This is a genomic window from Methylobacterium sp. J-072 (assembly GCF_022829425.1).
GTDB lineage: Bacteria > Pseudomonadota > Alphaproteobacteria > Rhizobiales > Beijerinckiaceae > Methylobacterium.
Genome location: NZ_JAKSYK010000224.1, coordinates 86753 through 103005, shown reverse-complemented (window position 1 = coordinate 103005; position 16253 = coordinate 86753). Strand labels below are relative to the sequence as shown.

14 protein-coding genes are annotated in these 16253 nt (G+C 69.7%); 10 read left to right on the top strand and 4 right to left on the bottom strand.

Annotated elements, in window-relative coordinates:
• Positions 1-21: 21 nt before the first annotated feature.
• On the top strand, positions 22-3087 hold the full coding sequence (locus MKK67_RS30720; protein ID WP_243972653.1) for an efflux RND transporter permease subunit: 3066 nt from the start codon (positions 22-24) through the stop codon (positions 3085-3087).
• A gap of 178 nt (positions 3088-3265) precedes the next feature.
• Positions 3266-3487, top strand: a complete 222-nt coding sequence (locus MKK67_RS30715; protein WP_243972651.1) for a hypothetical protein — start codon at positions 3266-3268, stop codon at positions 3485-3487.
• 20 nt (positions 3488-3507) lie between these two features.
• On the opposite strand, the gene MKK67_RS30710 is transcribed toward MKK67_RS30715, so the two are convergent.
• Positions 3508-3885 carry a 4a-hydroxytetrahydrobiopterin dehydratase gene (locus MKK67_RS30710; protein ID WP_243972649.1) on the bottom strand — a complete coding sequence of 126 codons (378 nt, stop codon included), beginning with the start codon at positions 3883-3885 and terminating at the stop codon, positions 3508-3510.
• A gap of 197 nt (positions 3886-4082) precedes the next feature.
• On the opposite strand from MKK67_RS30710, the gene MKK67_RS30705 reads away from it, so the two are divergent.
• From MKK67_RS30705 to MKK67_RS30695, 3 genes are read left to right on the top strand one after another with little or no spacing between them, the layout of a single operon-like run.
• Positions 4083-5066, top strand: coding sequence for an ABC transporter substrate-binding protein (locus MKK67_RS30705; RefSeq protein ID WP_243972647.1), 984 nt, complete (start codon positions 4083-4085; stop codon positions 5064-5066).
• A 51-nt stretch (positions 5067-5117) separates the two neighbouring features.
• The gene (locus tag MKK67_RS30700; RefSeq protein ID WP_243972645.1) at positions 5118-5855 is read left to right on the top strand and encodes an ABC transporter permease; all 738 of its coding nucleotides are present in this window, start codon (positions 5118-5120) and stop codon (positions 5853-5855) included.
• Positions 5836-6570, top strand: a complete 735-nt coding sequence (locus MKK67_RS30695; RefSeq protein ID WP_243972643.1) for an ABC transporter ATP-binding protein — start codon at positions 5836-5838, stop codon at positions 6568-6570. The genes MKK67_RS30700 and MKK67_RS30695 overlap by 20 nt, the downstream gene beginning before the upstream one ends.
• A gap of 42 nt (positions 6571-6612) precedes the next feature.
• On the opposite strand, the gene MKK67_RS30690 is transcribed toward MKK67_RS30695, so the two are convergent.
• Both MKK67_RS30690 and MKK67_RS30685 read right to left on the bottom strand, forming a co-directional pair.
• Positions 6613-8538 (bottom strand): hypothetical protein, encoded by a 1926-nt coding sequence (locus MKK67_RS30690; RefSeq protein ID WP_243972641.1) that lies wholly within the window; start codon positions 8536-8538, stop codon positions 6613-6615.
• Between the two features lie 152 nt (positions 8539-8690).
• The gene (locus MKK67_RS30685; protein WP_243972640.1) at positions 8691-9017 is read right to left on the bottom strand and encodes a HesB/IscA family protein; all 327 of its coding nucleotides are present in this window, start codon (positions 9015-9017) and stop codon (positions 8691-8693) included.
• A gap of 145 nt (positions 9018-9162) precedes the next feature.
• On the opposite strand from MKK67_RS30685, the gene MKK67_RS30680 reads away from it, so the two are divergent.
• On the top strand, positions 9163-10419 hold the full coding sequence (locus tag MKK67_RS30680; RefSeq protein WP_243972639.1) for a deoxyguanosinetriphosphate triphosphohydrolase: 1257 nt from the start codon (positions 9163-9165) through the stop codon (positions 10417-10419).
• 25 nt (positions 10420-10444) lie between these two features.
• Here the strand turns inward: MKK67_RS30680 and MKK67_RS30675 are convergent, their stop codons facing one another.
• Entirely contained in the window at positions 10445-10864 is a 420-nt protein-coding gene (locus MKK67_RS30675) for a hypothetical protein (protein ID WP_243972638.1), read from the bottom strand.
• A 292-nt stretch (positions 10865-11156) separates the two neighbouring features.
• Between MKK67_RS30675 and argS the strand changes: the two genes are divergently transcribed.
• The 4 genes from argS (at position 11157) to MKK67_RS30655 (ending at position 16196) form a co-directional block, all read left to right on the top strand.
• Positions 11157-12908, top strand: a complete 1752-nt coding sequence (argS, locus tag MKK67_RS30670) for an arginine--tRNA ligase (RefSeq protein ID WP_243972637.1) — start codon at positions 11157-11159, stop codon at positions 12906-12908.
• 49 nt (positions 12909-12957) lie between these two features.
• Positions 12958-14310 (top strand): SPOR domain-containing protein, encoded by a 1353-nt coding sequence (locus tag MKK67_RS30665; protein WP_243972636.1) that lies wholly within the window; start codon positions 12958-12960, stop codon positions 14308-14310.
• A 409-nt stretch (positions 14311-14719) separates the two neighbouring features.
• Positions 14720-15727 (top strand): beta-N-acetylhexosaminidase, encoded by a 1008-nt coding sequence (gene nagZ / locus MKK67_RS30660; protein ID WP_243972635.1) that lies wholly within the window; start codon positions 14720-14722, stop codon positions 15725-15727.
• Positions 15728-15923: 196 nt separating this feature from the next.
• On the top strand, positions 15924-16196 hold the full coding sequence (locus MKK67_RS30655; protein ID WP_243972634.1) for a twin-arginine translocase TatA/TatE family subunit: 273 nt from the start codon (positions 15924-15926) through the stop codon (positions 16194-16196).
• Positions 16197-16253: the final 57 nt, after the last annotated feature.

Below are 16253 nucleotides of genomic sequence, written 5' to 3'. Positions count from 1 at the left end.
CCGGTCGGACGAGGGTTTCCCGTGAAGGATTTCAATCTCTCCGACTGGGCGCTCGGGCATCGCTCGTTCGTCTGGTTCCTGATGGCGGTCGCGCTGGTGGCGGGCGTGATGGCCTATAGCCGCCTCGGCCGCGAGGAGGACCCGCCGTTCACGATCAAGACCGTGGTCGTGCAGACGACCTGGCCGGGCGCCACGATCAAGGACACGATCGATCAGGTCACCGACCGGATCGAGAAGGAGCTGCAGCAGCTCAACGGCCTGGATTACGTCCGCAGCTACACGACGCCGGGCTCCTCGACGGTGTTCGTGCAGTTCCGCGATACCCTGAAGAAGTCCGACGTGCAGCCGGCCTTCTACCAGGTCCGCAAGCGGCTGGGCGACATCAAGGGCCAGTTCCCGGACGGCGTGCAGGGCCCGTTCTTCAACGATGAGTTCGGCGACGTCTACGGCAACATCTACGCCTTTACCGCCGACGGACTGACCTACCGGCAGCTGCGCGACTACGTCGAGGGCGTGCGCACCGAGGTCCTGCGGGTGCCCGATATCGGCAAGACCCAGCTGATCGGCACCCAGGCCGAAACGATCTACCTCGATTTCTCGACCCGCAAGCTCGCCGGCTACGGCATCGACTTCCAGGCGCTGATCAAGGCCCTGCAGGCCCAGAACGCGGTCTCGGCCTCGGGCGTGGTGCAGGCCGGGCCGGAGCGCGTCTCGCTGCGGGTCAGCGGCTCCTTCACCTCGGAAGCCTCGCTTCAGGACGTGAACCTGCGGGTCAATGACCGCTTCTTCCGGCTGGCCGACATCGCCGACATCAGCCGGGGCTACGAGGATCCGCCCGCCCCGATGTTCCGGGTCAACGGCGAGCCCGCCATCGGCCTCGCCATCGCTATGCGGCCGGGCGCCAACCTACTGCATTTCGGCGAGGCCCTGAAGGATCAGATGCGGCGGATCGAGGCGACGCTGCCGATGGGCGTGGGCGTCCACCTGATCTCCGACCAGCCCAAGCAGGTCGAGCACGCGGTCGGCGGCTTCACCGAGGCGCTGGTCGAGGCCGTCGTGATCGTGCTCGCCGTCAGCTTCGTCAGCCTCGGCGTCCGGGCCGGGCTGGTGGTCTCGGTCTCGATTCCCCTCGTGCTCGCGATCGTCTTCGTCGTGATGCAGATGATGGACGTGACGCTGCAGCGCATCTCGCTCGGCGCCCTGATCATCGCGCTGGGCCTTCTGGTCGACGACGCCATGATCACGGTCGAGATGATGGTCGCCCGGCTGGAACAGGGCGACACGCTGCGCAAGGCCGCGACCTTCGCCTACACCTCGACGGCGTTCCCGATGCTGACCGGCACCCTGGTGACGGTGGCGGGTTTCCTGCCGATCGGCTTCAACGGCTCGGGGGCGGGCGAGTACACCTACTCTCTGTTCGTGGTGCTGGCCGCCGCTCTGCTGGTCTCCTGGGTAGTGGCGGTGCTGTTCGCCCCGCTGATCGGCGTCACGCTGCTGCCGAAGACCGTCAAGCACCACGCCGAGAAGCGCGGGTTCCTGACCCGGCTGTTCCTGGCGGTGCTCAAGCTCGCCATGGCCTGGCGCTGGACCACGGTCGTGCTCTGCCTCGCTCTGATGGCGACGGCGATCGTCGGCATGGGCCACGTCCAGCAGCAATTCTTCCCGTCCTCGGACCGCTCCGAGGTGCTGGTCGACCTGACGCTGCCGCAGAACGCCACCATCGCCGAGACCAAGGCGCAGATGGACCGGTTCGAGGCCAAGCTGAAGGATGATCCGGACGTGACCAGCTGGTCATCCTATGTCGGCCAGGGCGCGGTGCGCTTCTACCTGCCCCTCGACCAGCAGCTCTCCAACGCGTTCTACGGGCAGATCGTCGTCGTCACGAAATCCCTGGAGATCCGGGATCAGGTGATGGGCCGCCTCCAGGCGATCGGAAAGCGCGACTTCGTCGGCACCGACGTGCTGGTTCAGCCGCTGAGCCTCGGGCCGCCGGTGGGCCGACCGGTCCAGTATCGGCTGAGCGGGGCGAACATGGAGACCGTCCGCCGCCTCGCCCTCGACTTGGCCAACGTGGTCGCCACCGACCGGCGCCTCGACGTGCCGACCTTCGACTGGAACGAGCCCGGCAAGGTCCTGCGGGTCGAGATCCTCCAGGACAAGGCGCGCCAGCTCGGCGTAACCAGCCAGGACATCGCCGGCATCCTCAACGGTATTGAGGGCGGCCAGGCGATCACGCAGGTGCGGGACTCGATCTACCTCGTGAACGTCGTCGGGCGGGCGCGGGCGGCCGAGCGTTCGTCGCTCGATACCCTGCAATCCCTGCAGGTCGGCCTCGCCAACGGTTCCGTCGTGCCGCTGCTGTCCTTCGCGCGGATCGGCTACGACCTCGAGCAGCCGATCGTCTGGCGCCGGAACCGGCTCGCGACCGTGACGGTGCGCGCCACGATCCGCGACACCACCCAGCCGGCCACCATCGTCACCGCGCTCCAGCCCGGCATCGAAGCCTTCGCGAAGGCGCTGCCCGAGGGCTACACCCTGGAGACCGGCGGCGCCGTCGAGGAATCGGCCAAGGGCCAAGGCCCGATCGCCGCCGTGGTCCCGGTGATGCTGCTCACCATGGCGCTGCTGCTGATGGTCCAGCTCCAGAGCGTCGGCCGGATGCTGCTGGTGTTCACAGTAGCGCCCCTCGGGCTGATCGGCGTCGTCCCGGCGCTGCTGCTGTTCGACAAGCCGATGGGCTTCGTGGCGATCCTCGGCATCCTGGCCCTGATCGGCATCATCATCCGCAACGCCGTGATCCTGGTGAGCCAGATCGAGGAGTTCCGGGCCGAGGGCATGGCGCCCTGGGACGCCGTCTACGAGGCGACCCACCACCGGATGCGGCCGATCCTGCTCACCGCCGCCGCGGCCAGCCTCGGCCTGATTCCGATCGCCCGCGAGGTGTTCTGGGGCCCCATGGCGTTTGCGATGATCGGCGGTATTTTGGCGGCTACATTCCTGACGCTGCTGTTCCTGCCCGCCCTCTATGTGGGCTGCTACCGGATCCGGCCGGAGAGCCGTGATCCGGTTCCGGCGCAGGGCGCCTGAGCGAACAGCCACACCGATCGCAGCGTGGCGCCACGCTGCGATGAGCGGTCGGCCCGCCCCTCCGCCCCCTCAGGGCGGGCCGACCGTGAATCATCCCGGCGCGCAGGTCGCGCCGCGGGCGGAAACTCTGGACCTTCTCCGCGCGTAAGCGGGGCGTGATCCGAGGAATACCGCCCGCATGAACGCCTTCATCGCCGTCGTCCTGGTCTGCGCCAACGGTCTCGCCCAGGAGGCCTGCACCGATGCCGAGGCGCTGGAGGTGCGCAAGGTCCGCGTCGCCAACGAACTTGGCTGCGCCACAGGCTGGCAGGAGATCATCGCCCGCACCCAGCGGCGGGAGGAGATCGGCAAGTCCGCCTACCTCAAGACCGAGTGCCGCCGGGTGAAGGAGCCGCAGTGACCGGGCGGCTCCAGGCTGAGCTACTTGTCGTACTTGATGTAGGCGAAACGCGGATCGGACGGCGTGCCGTCCAGACCCTGTCCCTCCAGGGCCGGCTGCCAGGACACGACCTCCTCGATCTTCTTGGCGAGGGCGAAATCCTTGTCGGTGATGCCCTTGGCCGCGTGGTTCATCAGCCGGACCTCGACCCAGGCATAGGACGCGGTGATGTCGGGATGGTGCCAGGCGGCCTCAGCCAAGTGGCCGACCGTGTTGATCACCATGAGCGTGCCCTTCCAGCCCACCGTCTTGTAGGTGCGGCGGATCCAGCCCTCCTCAAGCCGCCATTGCGGCAGCTCGGCCTTCAGCCGCGCCTCCACCGCCGCCTCGTCCAGAACGCCCTCGCGTTGTTCGCTCATTTGCCTCGTCCTTCTTGTAGCGGCGTCGGGAAAATAGGGTGCCCGCGGCACTGGCAGCGCGCAAGCAGGCAGGGAAATTCGCCGCGGTGGACGGCGTGCCGCGCGAGCCCTATGACCTTTTTCCAATGGCGTCAGGACAAGTCCACGCCCAAGTCTGCTGTCTTCGAAGACCGCGCAATACGATGGGAGAAGGCGTGATGCTGTCACGGCGCGCAATGCTCGCCGGCGGCCTGCTCGGCGGCCTCGGCCTGCGGGCAGCGCGGGCGGACGTGCCGGTGATCCGCCTCGGAAGCCTGCCCTTCGGCACCTCGACCTGGGAGGCGGCGGTGATCAAGGCCCGCGGCCTCGATACCGCCAACGGCTTCCAGCTCGACGCGGTCAAGCTCGCCGGCAACGACGCAGCGCGGATCAGCTTTATCGGCGGGCAGGTCGATACGATCATCGGAGACCTGCTCTGGGCGGCGCGGCTGGGCAATGACGGCCAGGCGGTGCGCTTCATCCCGTACTCGACCTCGGAGGGCGCCGTGATGGTGCCGGCCGACAGCCCGATCAAGAGCCTGAAAGATCTCGACGGCAAGCGCTTCGGCGTCGCCGGGGGCCCGCTCGACAAGAACTGGCTGCTCCTGCGGGCCCAGGCCAAGGACGCCGCCGGCATCGACCTGGAGCACGCCACCGAGATCGCCTACGGCGCGCCGCCGCTGATCACCCTGAAGCTGGAGCAGGGCGCCCTCGACGCGGCGCTGACCTACTGGACCTATTGCGCGCGGCTCGAGGCCAAGGGCTTCCGCCGGCTGGTCGGCGCCGAGGACATCATGCACGCGCTGGGCGTCGCCGGCGACGTGTCCCTGATCGGCTACCTGTTCCAGGATGTGACCGTGAAGGAGAAGCCCGAGGCGGTGGCCGGGTTCGCGCGGGCGTCCCGGGCCGCCAAGGAGATGCTGGCGGCCGATCCCAGCACCTGGGAGATCGTGCGCCCGCTGATGGCAGCCGAGAACGACGCGACCTTCGAGGCGCTCAAGCGCGACTTCCTCTCCGGCATCCCGCGCCGCCCGGTGGCGGCGGAGCGTACCGATGCCGAGACGCTCTACGCCGTCATGTCCCGCCTCGGCGGTCCCCGCCTCGTCGGCAAGGGCGCCGGGCTGCCGCCGGACCTGTACTACGACAGCGGCCGCAATGGTTGAGCGGCCCGTCAGGCTGCCTCCAGTGTCGCGGCTCCGGATCGCTGGGACCGCATGGGCGCGCTGACCCGTATCGCGTCCCTCGCCGTGCTCATCGCCGCCTGGCAATTCGCTGCGCTGGAGGCCGGGTCGCGCCTGCTGCCGGCCCCAATGGCGGTTTTGCGCTTCATCATCCAGGAGGCCGAGCGCGGCGACCTCACGCACAATGTCGGGATCACGCTACTGCGGGTGGCGATCTCCTTCGCGGTGGCGATGGTGCTGGGCATCCTGCTCGGCGTCGCCCTAGGGCGTTCGAAGGCCGCCGACCTGACCCTCGACACGCCGCTCCTCGTCCTGCTCAACACCCCGGCCCTCGTCATCACCGTGCTGGCCTATGTCTGGGTCGGGCTGACCGAGACCGCCGCGATCCTGGCGGTGGTCCTCAACAAGCTTCCGAACGTCGCGGTGATCGTGCGCGAGGGCGCGCGCAACCTCGACCCTGGCCTCGACGAGATGGCCCTTGCCTACCGGTTCGACCGGCGCACCTGGGCGCTCGACGTGCTGGTGCCGCAGCTTCAGCCCTACGTGGTTACGGCGGCGCGCTCCGGCCTGTCGCTCGCCTGGAAGATCGTGCTGGTGGTCGAGCTGCTCGGACGCCCCGACGGGGTCGGCTTCGCGATCAACTACTACTTCGTGCAGAGCACCGACGTGGCCGCGATCATCGGATACAGCCTCGTCTTCATGGCCGTGATGATCGGGATCGACGTCCTCCTCCTGCAGCGGCTTGAAGCCCATGTCCGCCGCTGGCGCTGAACCCGTCCTCCAGGTCGCGATCGCCGCGAAGGTCTATCGGTCCAAGCGCACCGAGCCGGTGGAGGCGGTCCGCAACCTGGCCTTCGGCGTCGGGGCCGGCGAGATCGTCTGCCTGATCGGGCCGTCGGGCGCCGGAAAGACCACGACCCTGCGCATCCTGCTCGGCCTCGACACCGATTTCGAGGGCCGCGTTTCCGGTGCCGATCAGGCCGGGATGGTGTTCCAAGAGCCGCGGCTGCTGCCCTGGCGCAGCGTCGAGCACAATGTCCGGTTGGGGCTGCCGCGGGCCCGGCGCGGACGCGACCTCGACACCCTGTTCACGCGGCTCGGACTCACGCCCTGGCGCGGCAGCTACCCGAAGGCCCTGTCGCTTGGGATGCAGCGGCGGGTCGCGCTCGCCCGGGCGCTCGCCGACGACCCCCGCGTGCTGGTGCTCGACGAGCCGTTCGTGTCCCTGGACGATGCCGCCGCCGCCGAGCTGCGCGGGCTGATGGTCGATACGGTCGATTCCGCCGGAATGAGCGTCCTGATGGTGACCCACAACGTCGCCGAGGCGATCGGAATCGCCGACCGGCTGCTGCTGGTCTCGAAGCGGCCCGCGACTCTCATGGCGGATGTGCCCCTCGACCGCCCGCGCGGGCAGCGCGACCGCGCCTGGGCCGATACGACCCGGGCCGCGCTGGCGGCGCAGCATCCCGGGATCATCGCGGAATAGCCGGCGCCTCCTGAAAGGTAGCGGGCGGCTCTTTTCGAGGGCTCAGTTCGCCTTGGCGTCCACGTCGAGTCGGTCGAGCAGGGCCGCCGGCGAACGGGACGCGCCGATATCGATGAATCCGATGCCGGCGGGCTCCTTGGACTTGGCGTGCAGGACGAGCTTGCCGGGCTTCATTACGAACTGCCCCATCGCCGCGCCGATGCCCTTGGCGGCCGCGGTGTTGCCCAGAATGACCGGGACGCCGAGCAGGCTGGCGGTGACGTATTCCCTGCGCAGCTCGTCCGGCTTGAGGCTCAGATCCTTCGACTGGGCGGTGAGGAATCGCTCGAACAGCCCGGCATTCTCGACGGTCAGATCGAGTGTCTTCGCGCTGCCCGTGAACATCAGCATCGTGGTGGCCGGCAGGGTTCCGTTGAACAGTTCCGGGCCGAAGCCGCCCAGCGTGCCGGCGAGCCGGATCGTGCCGATGTCGCGACCCGAAACGGTGACTTCCCGCAGCGTCAGGTCGCGCGCCTTCCCGTCCAGAGCTGCGTCGGCCACGAGATCGAGGTCGAGATCACGGTAGCCGTAGGCCGGCAGCGCGCCGACGATGGGAGCATCGGCCACGAGATCCGCCGGCAGGCTCAGGCCGGAGAGGGTGAGGCGGCTGGCACTCGGCAAGCCGTCCTGCGGTGGCCCGAACGACAAGGCGGCCTCGCGCAGGGCGACCCGGCGGGTGGGTACCGGCGTGATCGTGACCGCGAGCGGGTCACCGGGCTTCGGCTCCGGAGCCTTGGCATCAACGGGCTTGGCCGGGGCCGCTTTGCCCGGCGCGGGCCCGCGGGCCGCGGGGCGCGGATCCTGTGGCGGGGGCTTCGGAAGCTCGGCGTCGGGTGGCAGGTCGATGCTCAGGTCAGCCAGGGTCAAGCCGCCCAGGGCCGGCGTCAGGCGGCGCATCTCGGCGTCGCTGAAGCCGGGCCGGGTCTCGGGTTCGGCGGCGAAACTGCGCAGGGCCGCGATCGTCGGAGCCAGCGAGACGTTCGTCAGCGCCAAGCGCCCGAGATGCGCGCGCAGGTTGCCGCGCGACAGGGTCATGTTCTCCAGGACGGTGCCGGATTCCGGGCCGGCGGCGGCGTACGTCGCCCGTCCGATCTCGAACAGGACCGGCCCCTGCGGATCGGTGTTGCTGACGCTCAGACCTTGCATGTCGAGGCTGCCGAGGGCGGTCGCCTCGATCAGGTCGGCGGCCGCCGCCGCGAAGGTCCGCCGGTCGTGGGGCGGCTGGAAGCCCGCGGCCACGATCTCGAAGGCGCCGTTCCAGCCATCCGGAATCTGCCGTCCGCCGAGGTCGCGGCCGTCCAGGCGCGCGATCTTCACGGTGGTGCCGCGCGCGTCGGAATAGGTCACGTCCGCGACCTGAATCGTGCCGTAGACTTTTTGCACTGGCCCCTTGCCGTCGCCCGGGACGGTGTAGAGCCGGCTCAGCGCGGCGAGGTCCAGATCGGTCGCCCGGATCTGGCCGTAGGTGCCGTTGCCGCGGTTCGGGCCGGCCGCGGCGCTCATCGTCGCGCCCGCAGCGGTCAGCTCCCGGACGCGGCCGGATTTCACGTCCCGGGCGACCACGTCGCGATAGGTCACGGTCTGGCGGTTGTCGCCGGGGCCTGCATATTCGGACGTCAGAACCGGGATGGTCAGGCTGCCGGCGTCGAGGCGCGCCAACCGCGCCTCCCAGGGCTCGGAGGAATCCGACTTCAGGATCGCCGCCAGTTCGTCCTTGGAGAGGCGCGTGCCACTCGCCGTCAGCTTCGGCGCCCGGAGCAGCGTGCCGCCCAGCGGCAGCATGACGTCCGTGACCGTCACGTCCTGGACCGCGGCGGCGCCTTCCTGGGCCGCCAGCGGGGCAGGCAACCCCATCCCGGCGAGGTAGGCGAAGGCGCAGGTCGCGGCCAAAGCCGACCGGAGGCGGGATCGGGCCTTCGGATGGATCATGGGATGGTCCGGATCACGGCTCGGGCGGGGTCACCGCATGGGTGCCGCGTTTTCCCGGTCGAAGCAATTGAACATGCGACGCAGGGGCCCTGAGCCGACTCCAGTGTCGTAGACGCGCAACGGCCCCGGGGAAGCGGGACCGCCGCGGCCGATCAGAGCGAGAACGAGGTGCCGCAGCCGCAGGAGGCGGTCGCCAGCGGGTTCTCGATCTTGAAGGACTGGCCGATCAGGTCGTTGACGAAGTCGATGGTCGAGCCGGACATGTATTCCAGCGAGACCGGATCGACGATCACGGTGGCACCGTCGCGCTCGATCGCAAAGTCCTGGTCTTCCCGGGACCGGGCGATGTCGAACGCGTAGGAGAATCCGGAGCAGCCGCCGCCATTGACGCTGATGCGCAGCGACGAGCCCGGGGGCTCCGCGCCCATGATCTCGTTGATGCGCTTGGCGGCGCGGGGGGTCAGGGTGATCTCAGCCATTGTAGCTCTGGCCACGCAAGTGTCCGGTGGATGGCGTCGCCCGGCCGTTGCCGAGCCCGCCTCGGCCCACAAGATATGGGTTCGAGGCCCGCGCCGCAACGCGCCGGGCGGGGAGGGGTCATGATCAGGCTGCGCGAGATCGAGAATGGACGCCGTGCGTCCCAACGGTGAGCGCTGGCGGGCGGCCTACGCCACCGATCCGGCCCGGACCCGCGGACGGCTGATCGCCGAAGCATCCTCGCCGACGCGCAGCGATTTCCAGCGCGACCGGGACCGGATCATCCATTCGACGGCGTTTCGCCGCCTGAAGCACAAGACCCAGGTCTTCGTGCATCACGAGGGCGACCATTACCGCACGCGCCTGACCCATACCTTGGAGGTCAGCCAGATCGCCCGGGCGCTCGCCCGCGCCCTGGGGCTCGACGAAGACTTGGCGGAGGCCTTGGCGCTGAGCCACGACCTCGGCCATACCTGCTTCGGGCATACCGGCGAGGATGCGCTAGACGCCTGCATGGCGGCCCATGGCGGGTTCGACCACAATGCTCAGGCCCTGCGGATCGTCACCCGGCTCGAACGGCGCTACGCCGGCTTCGACGGCCTCAACCTCGCCTGGGAAACCCTGGAGGGGCTGGTCAAGCACAACGGGCCGCTGCTCGACCGGAGCGGGAAGCCCACTGCACGCTACGTCGAGCGTGGCATCCCGGCCGCGATCCTCGAATACGATGCCCTGAACCCGCTCGATCTGTGGAGCCAGGCCGGCCCGGAGGCGCAGGCGGCTTCGCTCGCCGACGACATCGCCTACGCGGCGCACGATCTCGACGACGGTCTGCGCGCCGGCCTGTTCGACATTCCGGAACTCCGCGCAGTTCCGTTCCTGGCCGATCTGCTCGACGAGATCGATCGGCTGCATCCGGGCCTCGAACCGTCCCGGGTGATCCATGAACTCGCCCGGCGGGTGATCACCCGGTTCGTGGAGGACGTGATCCGCGAAGGCGGCCGCCGGATCGCCGCGCTCGATCCGAAGTGCGTCGAGGACATTCGCCATGCATCGGAGCCGGTGATCGTGTTCTCGCCGGCAATCGTGGAGGCCGATGCCGAGATCATGCGCTTCCTCTGGGCGCGGATGTACCGGCACCCGGGGGTGGTCGCCGTGCGCAAGAAGGCGGACGCCATCGTCAACGACTTGTTCGCAGCCTTTACGGCCGCGCCGTCGCGGATGCCGGAGGAATGGAGCGCCGGGCTGTCGGACGCCTCGGAAGGCCGCATCGCCCGGCGGGTCGCCGACTATATCGCCGGCATGACCGACACCTACGCGGTGCTGGCCCATCGCAAGCTCTACGCGACCACGCCCGATCTCTACTGGGAATTGCCGAGCCGGGGCCTGCCCCTCACCGAACCCTGAGGTCCGGCGAGGGGTTTTTTCGCAATCAGCAGCCGCAACCGCAGGTGAAGCTGCCGTAGCAGCCGGATCCGTATCCGCCGTACCCGCCGCCATAAGCGGCCGGGTAGGCGTAATCGTAGCCGCCATAGGCCGCGGGGTAGCCATAGCCGTAACCGCCCCCGCCATAGCCGTAGCCGCCGTAGAGGCTGCCGGCCGCGAGACCGAGGCCCAGGCCAATTCCTGCGCCGGCCAGCCCGTAGCCGAGGCCGTGGCCGTAGCCGCCGCGGTATCCGTAGCCGCGACCATATCCGTAGCCGCGGCCGTAACCCCCGCGCCCGGCGAAGCCGCCATGATAGCCGCCGTAACCGCCGTGGAAGCCACCGCCCCGGAAGCCGCGCGCCTCGGCAGCCGGCGTCGCCAGAACCACCGCGCAGAGCGCCGCGCCCGCCATCATCAAGGTCTTCATGAAGATCTCCGAGATCGAGAATTTTGCGATCGCAGCGATCACATAGACTCGCGCGGGCCAAGACAAGATGCTCTGCCAGGCTTCGGTAGTCATCGCGTGGGGATAAACTGCCCTCATTCGATCGAATGCGGAATCGTTTTTTGGCACGGTTAATGCCGGCTTGCGGCGCTTGACGGCCCGCCACCGCTGCCGCGCCGTGACACCCTCCCGCCCCCTTGCTAGACGGCTCCGAGCGGGCGCAGGCCGAGACGGCCGGGCGGCAGCATCCCCCGCACGAGCGAGACCGAGACCGATGAACATCTTCGCCCTGTTCGAGGCGCGCGTGCGCGAGGCCGTGGAGGCCCTGACCCGCGCCGGCCAGCTGCCGGAGGGCCTCGACCTCGGCCGCGTCGTCGTCGAGCCGCCGCGCGACACCGCGCACGGTGACCTCGCAACCAACGCTGCGCTGGTCCTGGCGAAGGAAGCGCGCACCAACCCGAAGGCGCTCGGCGAGGCGCTGGCCGCCGAGCTGCGCGCCGATCCGCGGATCCTCGAGGCGAGCGTCGCCGGCCCGGGCTTCATCAACTTGCGCCTGGCGCCTGGGATCTTCCACGACGTGATCCGCAGCGCCCTCGCGGACCCGGAGCGGTTCGGCCGCGCGCAGCTGCAGGGAGGCCCGATCAACGTCGAGTACGTCTCGGCCAATCCGACCGGGCCGATGCATGTCGGGCATGGCCGCGGCGCGGTCTTCGGCGACGCCCTGTGCAATCTCCTGGTCGCAGCCGGGCGGCAGGTGACGCGCGAATATTACATCAACGACGCCGGCGCCCAGGTCGATGTCCTGGCCCGCTCCGCCTACCAGCGCTACCGCGAGGCCTTGGGCGAACCCTTCGCGATCGCCGAGGGGCTCTATCCGGGCGACTACCTCAAGCCCGTCGGCGCCAAGCTCGCCGACAGCCATGGCCGCACGCTCCTCGACCAGCCGGAGGCCGAGTGGCTGCCGGTGGTCCGCGAAGTCGCGCTCGGCATGATGATGGACATGATCCGGTCCGATCTCGAGGCGATCGGCATCCGGCACGACGTGTTTTTCTCCGAGCGGACGCTTCTTCAGAGCGGCGCCGTGAAGGCCCTCCTCCAGGAGCTGCGCGAGAAGGGCCTCGTCTATGAGGGCCGCCTGCCGCCGCCCAAGGGCCAGCTGCCCGAGGATTGGGAGGACCGCGAGCAGACCCTGTTCCGCACCAAGGAATTCGGCGACGATACCGACCGCCCGCTGCTCAAGTCGGACGGCTCCTACACCTACTTCGCCTCGGACATCGCCTATCACCGTGCGAAGTATCTGGCGGGCGCCACCGAGCTGATCGACGTGCTCGGCGCCGACCATGGCGGCTACGTCAAGCGGATGCAGGCGGCCGTGAAGGCGGTCAGTGACGGCCAGGCGATCTTGGACGTGAAGCTCTGCCAGCTGGTGCGGCTGTTGCGCGCGGGCGAGCCCGTGAAGATGTCGAAGCGGGCCGGCGAGTTCGTGACCCTGCGCGACGTGATCGACGAGGTCGGCCGCGACGCGATCCGGTTCATGATGCTCTACCGGAAGAACGACGCGACGCTCGATTTCGATCTCGCCAAGGTGGTCGAGCAGTCGAAGGACAACCCGGTCTTCTACGTCCAGTATGCCCATGCCCGGGTCCGCTCGGTGCAGCGGCAGGCGCGCGAGGCGTTCCCGGGGGCGGACCTGTCTGCCAGGGCGCTCCTGCGCGAGGCCGATTTCGACCTTCTGAGCGATCCGGGTGAGATCGAGGTGATGCGGCTGATCGCCCAATATCCCCGCGTGCTGGAATCGGCGGCGCTGGCGCACGAGCCGCATCGAATCGCGTTCCACCTCTATGAAACGGCGGCCGCGCTTCATACTTTATGGAACAAGGGCAAAGACTTGCCGCAATTACGGTTTGTTAATGCAACCGACCGAAAGTCGACCTGGGCGCGGCTGGCGCTCGTCGAGGCTCTTCGGAGTACCCTCGCGGCCGGCCTCGCAGTGCTCGGTGTGACCGCGCCGGACGAGATGCGATAGGCTCGATGACCATCGGGCCGGTGACCGGCCGTGATGTGAGGATGCTGCCATGACGAACGCTTCGCGCGCTCAGGTCGATCTGGACGCCCTCGCGCGCGATCTGCGTCAGGAGCAGGCTCGTGGCGCCGCGGGCGGCGCCAAGCCCGACCCGCTGGCCGAGTTGGCGCGGATCGTCGGGCAGGACGACCCGTTCCGGGCGCTGCTGGCGGTACGGGACGAGATGCGCGGCGTCGCGACCGCGCAGCCGCAGGCCGCCTGGGATGGCCGGGTCGAGCCGAGCTTCGCCCCGGAGCCGGCCAAGCCGAACCCCGCCGACGCCTTCGACCAATACCTCGCCTCGGTGGAGCGCGACACGCACGAGGAGCCGGCGCCCTACGGCGCGGAGGCTCAGGATCCGGCAGCCGCCGAGTACGAGGACGGCCGCTCGCTGCGTCGGGTGAACCCGCGCCGGCGGCTCGCCTCCGTGGGGGCCGGCATCGCGATCGTCGCCGTCGCCGTCACCGGCGCGCTCACCTACAAGGGCCTGCATGGGACGGACAGCGGCGGCGGCGTGCCCGTCGTCCAGGCCGATTCCACGCCCCTCAAGGTCGCCCCGAAGGTCGCCGACGGCGTCGAGATCCCCGACCAGAACCGGCAGATCTACGACAACAACAAGGGCAAGGCCAAGGACGGCCAGATCAAGATCGTCAACCGCGAGGAACAGCCGATCGACGTGGCCGAGGCGGCCCGCGCCGCGCAGGGCACCGGCCCCGCTGGCGGCGCGCAGAGCGGCACCACGCCGGGCAACGGCCCGTTCGAGGCGTTCGGCGAGCCGCGCCGGGTCCGCACCGTGGCGGTGAAGCCGGAGGCCCCGCCCGCGCCGGTCCAGCGCGAGGCGCAGGCTGAGGCCGGTCCCGCCCCGATCCCCACCATGGTCCTGCCCACCGACGAGCCGCCGCAGCAGCCGAAGGCCCGGCCCGGCCGTCAGGCCGCTGCGGCCCTTCCGCCGCCCGCCCCGGAGCCGGTCCAGGCACCGCCGTCGGCCACCCCGGTCGAGGCCGCCCCGGCAAAGCCCGTCGCCGTGAAGCCGCCGCCGAAAGCCGCCCAGCGGGTCGCCTCCGTGGCGACGCCCGCCCCGGACGCGCCGGAGGCCGTCGATGACACCGTCAAGACCGGTTCGGTTGGCGGGTTCTCGGTCCAGCTCGGGGTGCGCGGCAGCGCCGCCGAGGCGAAGGCCGCGCTCAAGCAGATGCAGGCCAAGTACAGCGAACTCGCCGGCAAGCCCGAGCTGATCCGGCAGGCCGAGGTCAACGGCAAGACGATCTTCCGCGTTCGCGTCGGACCGCTGGCCAAGAATGAAGCCGCGAGCCTGTGCTCAGCCCTGCAGGGCGAGGGCGGCCAGTGCTTCGTGGCGAAGAACTGAGGCAGCGGTAGTCAGGCAACCGTGGCGCCCCTTCCCAAGCGGGCTACCGGAATCGAAGATGTCCGGATGAGGCTCGGGTCCCCTCTCCCGTGCGGGAGAGGGACAGGGTGAGGGGCGCGACTTGTCCGGAAAAACCTGGTCCCTCACCCCAACCCTCTCCCGCACGGGAGAGGGGGCGCGTCGCGGCCTCCGCCAGGCGCCGTGAGAACATCGCCCCGAGCGAGGAGGGGGAGGACTTGAACGCAAGACGCGAGTCCCGCCCCCCACACCCCGTCCCCCTTTATGTCTCAGATGGGCCAGGCCCGCGGTTTCGCCTTGCCGGCTCCCATTTCCCGCCCGACTCTGCCGGCACCGATTCGCCGGACCTGCCGTTTCCTCGCCGCACCCGCGTGGCCACCGAGAAATCCGAATGACCGCCCGTGCCCTGATCCTCGGCTGCGCCGGCAAGACGCTCTCCGCCGAGGAGGCCGCCTTCTTCCGGGACGTACGGCCCTGGGGCTTCATCTTGTTCAAGCGCAACATCGGCACGCCGGACGAGGTCCGCGCGCTCACCGCGTCGCTGCGCGATTGCCTGGGCACCGACGCCGCGCCGATCCTGATCGACCAGGAGGGCGGCCGGGTCCAGCGGATGGGGCCGCCGCACTGGCCGGCCTATCCGGCGGGCGGCCGCTACGGCCGGCTGAACGGCAGCGCCACCGCGATCGCGCGGCTCGGCGCCCGCCTGATGGCGCACGATCTGGCCGAGGTCGGCATCAATGTCGATTGCGCCCCCGTGCTCGACGTGCCGACCCCCGGATCGCACGACATCATCGGCGACCGGGCCTACGGCTCGAATCCGAATTCGGTGGCCGAGATCGGCCGCGCCGTGGCCGAGGGTCTGATCGCCGGCGGTGTCCTGCCGGTGATGAAGCATGTGCCTGGCCACGGCCGTGCCGCCTGCGACAGCCATCACGGCCTGCCGGTGGTCGAGGCGACCCGCGAGGCTCTGGCCGCCCAGGATTTCCGGCCATTCCAGGCGCTGGCCGACCTGCCGATGGCGATGAGCGCGCATGTCGTCTTCACCGCGATCGACCCGGATCGCCCGGCCACGCAGTCGGCGGCGGTCATTCGCGACGTGATCCGCGGCGCCATCGGCTTCGACGGCCTGTTGATGACCGACGACCTGTCCATGCACGCGCTCACCGGCACGTTCCGCGACCGGACGCAGGCCGCCTTCGCGGCGGGCATCGACATCGGGCTGCATTGCAACGGCGCGATGGATGAGATGCGCGCCGTCGCCGAAGCCGCCCCAGCTCTGGCGGGCGAGGCTGCCCGGCGCGCCGCCGCCGCGCTGGCGCGCCTCGACCGTGCCGATGACGGGATCGACGTGTCCGAGGCCCGCGCCCGGTTCGCCGCGGCATTCGCCACCGCGGCCTAGCGGAGCATCGTTTTCCGAAAGCCGGCAACGGCCTGTCGGGACGCGGCTTCAACCCGCGGCCTTCCACCGCCCCTGCACCCGCCTCTGCTTGTGTTCAGGCGGTGCGATCCCTAGGTTCGCCCGGAAATCTTCAACCGGTCGTAGCGTCACGCTCCCACAGTGGGCGCAGGCAGGTGGACGCACGCAGGAGGTTGCCATGGGCAGCATGAGTATCTGGCACTGGGTCATCGTTGCCGTCATCGTCATGCTGCTGTTCGGACGCGGCAAGGTCTCCGACCTGATGGGCGACGTCGCCAAGGGCATCAAGGCGTTCAAGAAGGGCATGGCCGAGGACGAGACCCCTCCGGCGAGCCAGCCGGTGACGCCGCCGAGCGAGCCGGTCCGCACCATCCCGCACACCGCCGAGACCAGCCCCGGGACCGCGGTCCCGGCGAGCCATCTGCCGGGCGGCGAGCGCAAACCGGTCTGAGAGACTGGCAGGGCGCGCGCTGTGGTGTAGAGCCTGACGGGGGTTCGGACTCGGGTC

What these genes read in the sequence shown, in the direction of transcription:
- MKK67_RS30715 (WP_243972651.1), top strand. Translation starts at nt 3,266, where the DNA reads ATGAACGCCTTCATCGCCGTCGTCCTGGTCTGCGCCAACGGTCTCGCC.
- MKK67_RS30710 (WP_243972649.1), bottom strand. Translation starts at nt 3,885, where the DNA reads ATGAGCGAACAACGCGAGGGCGTTCTGGACGAGGCGGCGGTGGAGGCG.
- MKK67_RS30705 (WP_243972647.1), top strand. Translation starts at nt 4,083, where the DNA reads ATGCTGTCACGGCGCGCAATGCTCGCCGGCGGCCTGCTCGGCGGCCTC.
- MKK67_RS30700 (WP_243972645.1), top strand. Translation starts at nt 5,118, where the DNA reads ATGGGCGCGCTGACCCGTATCGCGTCCCTCGCCGTGCTCATCGCCGCC.
- MKK67_RS30695 (WP_243972643.1), top strand. Translation starts at nt 5,836, where the DNA reads ATGTCCGCCGCTGGCGCTGAACCCGTCCTCCAGGTCGCGATCGCCGCG.
- MKK67_RS30690 (WP_243972641.1), bottom strand. Translation starts at nt 8,538, where the DNA reads ATGATCCATCCGAAGGCCCGATCCCGCCTCCGGTCGGCTTTGGCCGCG.
- MKK67_RS30685 (WP_243972640.1), bottom strand. Translation starts at nt 9,017, where the DNA reads ATGGCTGAGATCACCCTGACCCCCCGCGCCGCCAAGCGCATCAACGAG.
- MKK67_RS30680 (WP_243972639.1), top strand. Translation starts at nt 9,163, where the DNA reads ATGGACGCCGTGCGTCCCAACGGTGAGCGCTGGCGGGCGGCCTACGCC.
- MKK67_RS30675 (WP_243972638.1), bottom strand. Translation starts at nt 10,864, where the DNA reads ATGAAGACCTTGATGATGGCGGGCGCGGCGCTCTGCGCGGTGGTTCTG.
- argS (WP_243972637.1), top strand. Translation starts at nt 11,157, where the DNA reads ATGAACATCTTCGCCCTGTTCGAGGCGCGCGTGCGCGAGGCCGTGGAG.
- MKK67_RS30665 (WP_243972636.1), top strand. Translation starts at nt 12,958, where the DNA reads ATGACGAACGCTTCGCGCGCTCAGGTCGATCTGGACGCCCTCGCGCGC.
- nagZ (WP_243972635.1), top strand. Translation starts at nt 14,720, where the DNA reads ATGACCGCCCGTGCCCTGATCCTCGGCTGCGCCGGCAAGACGCTCTCC.
- MKK67_RS30655 (WP_243972634.1), top strand. Translation starts at nt 15,924, where the DNA reads ATGGGCAGCATGAGTATCTGGCACTGGGTCATCGTTGCCGTCATCGTC.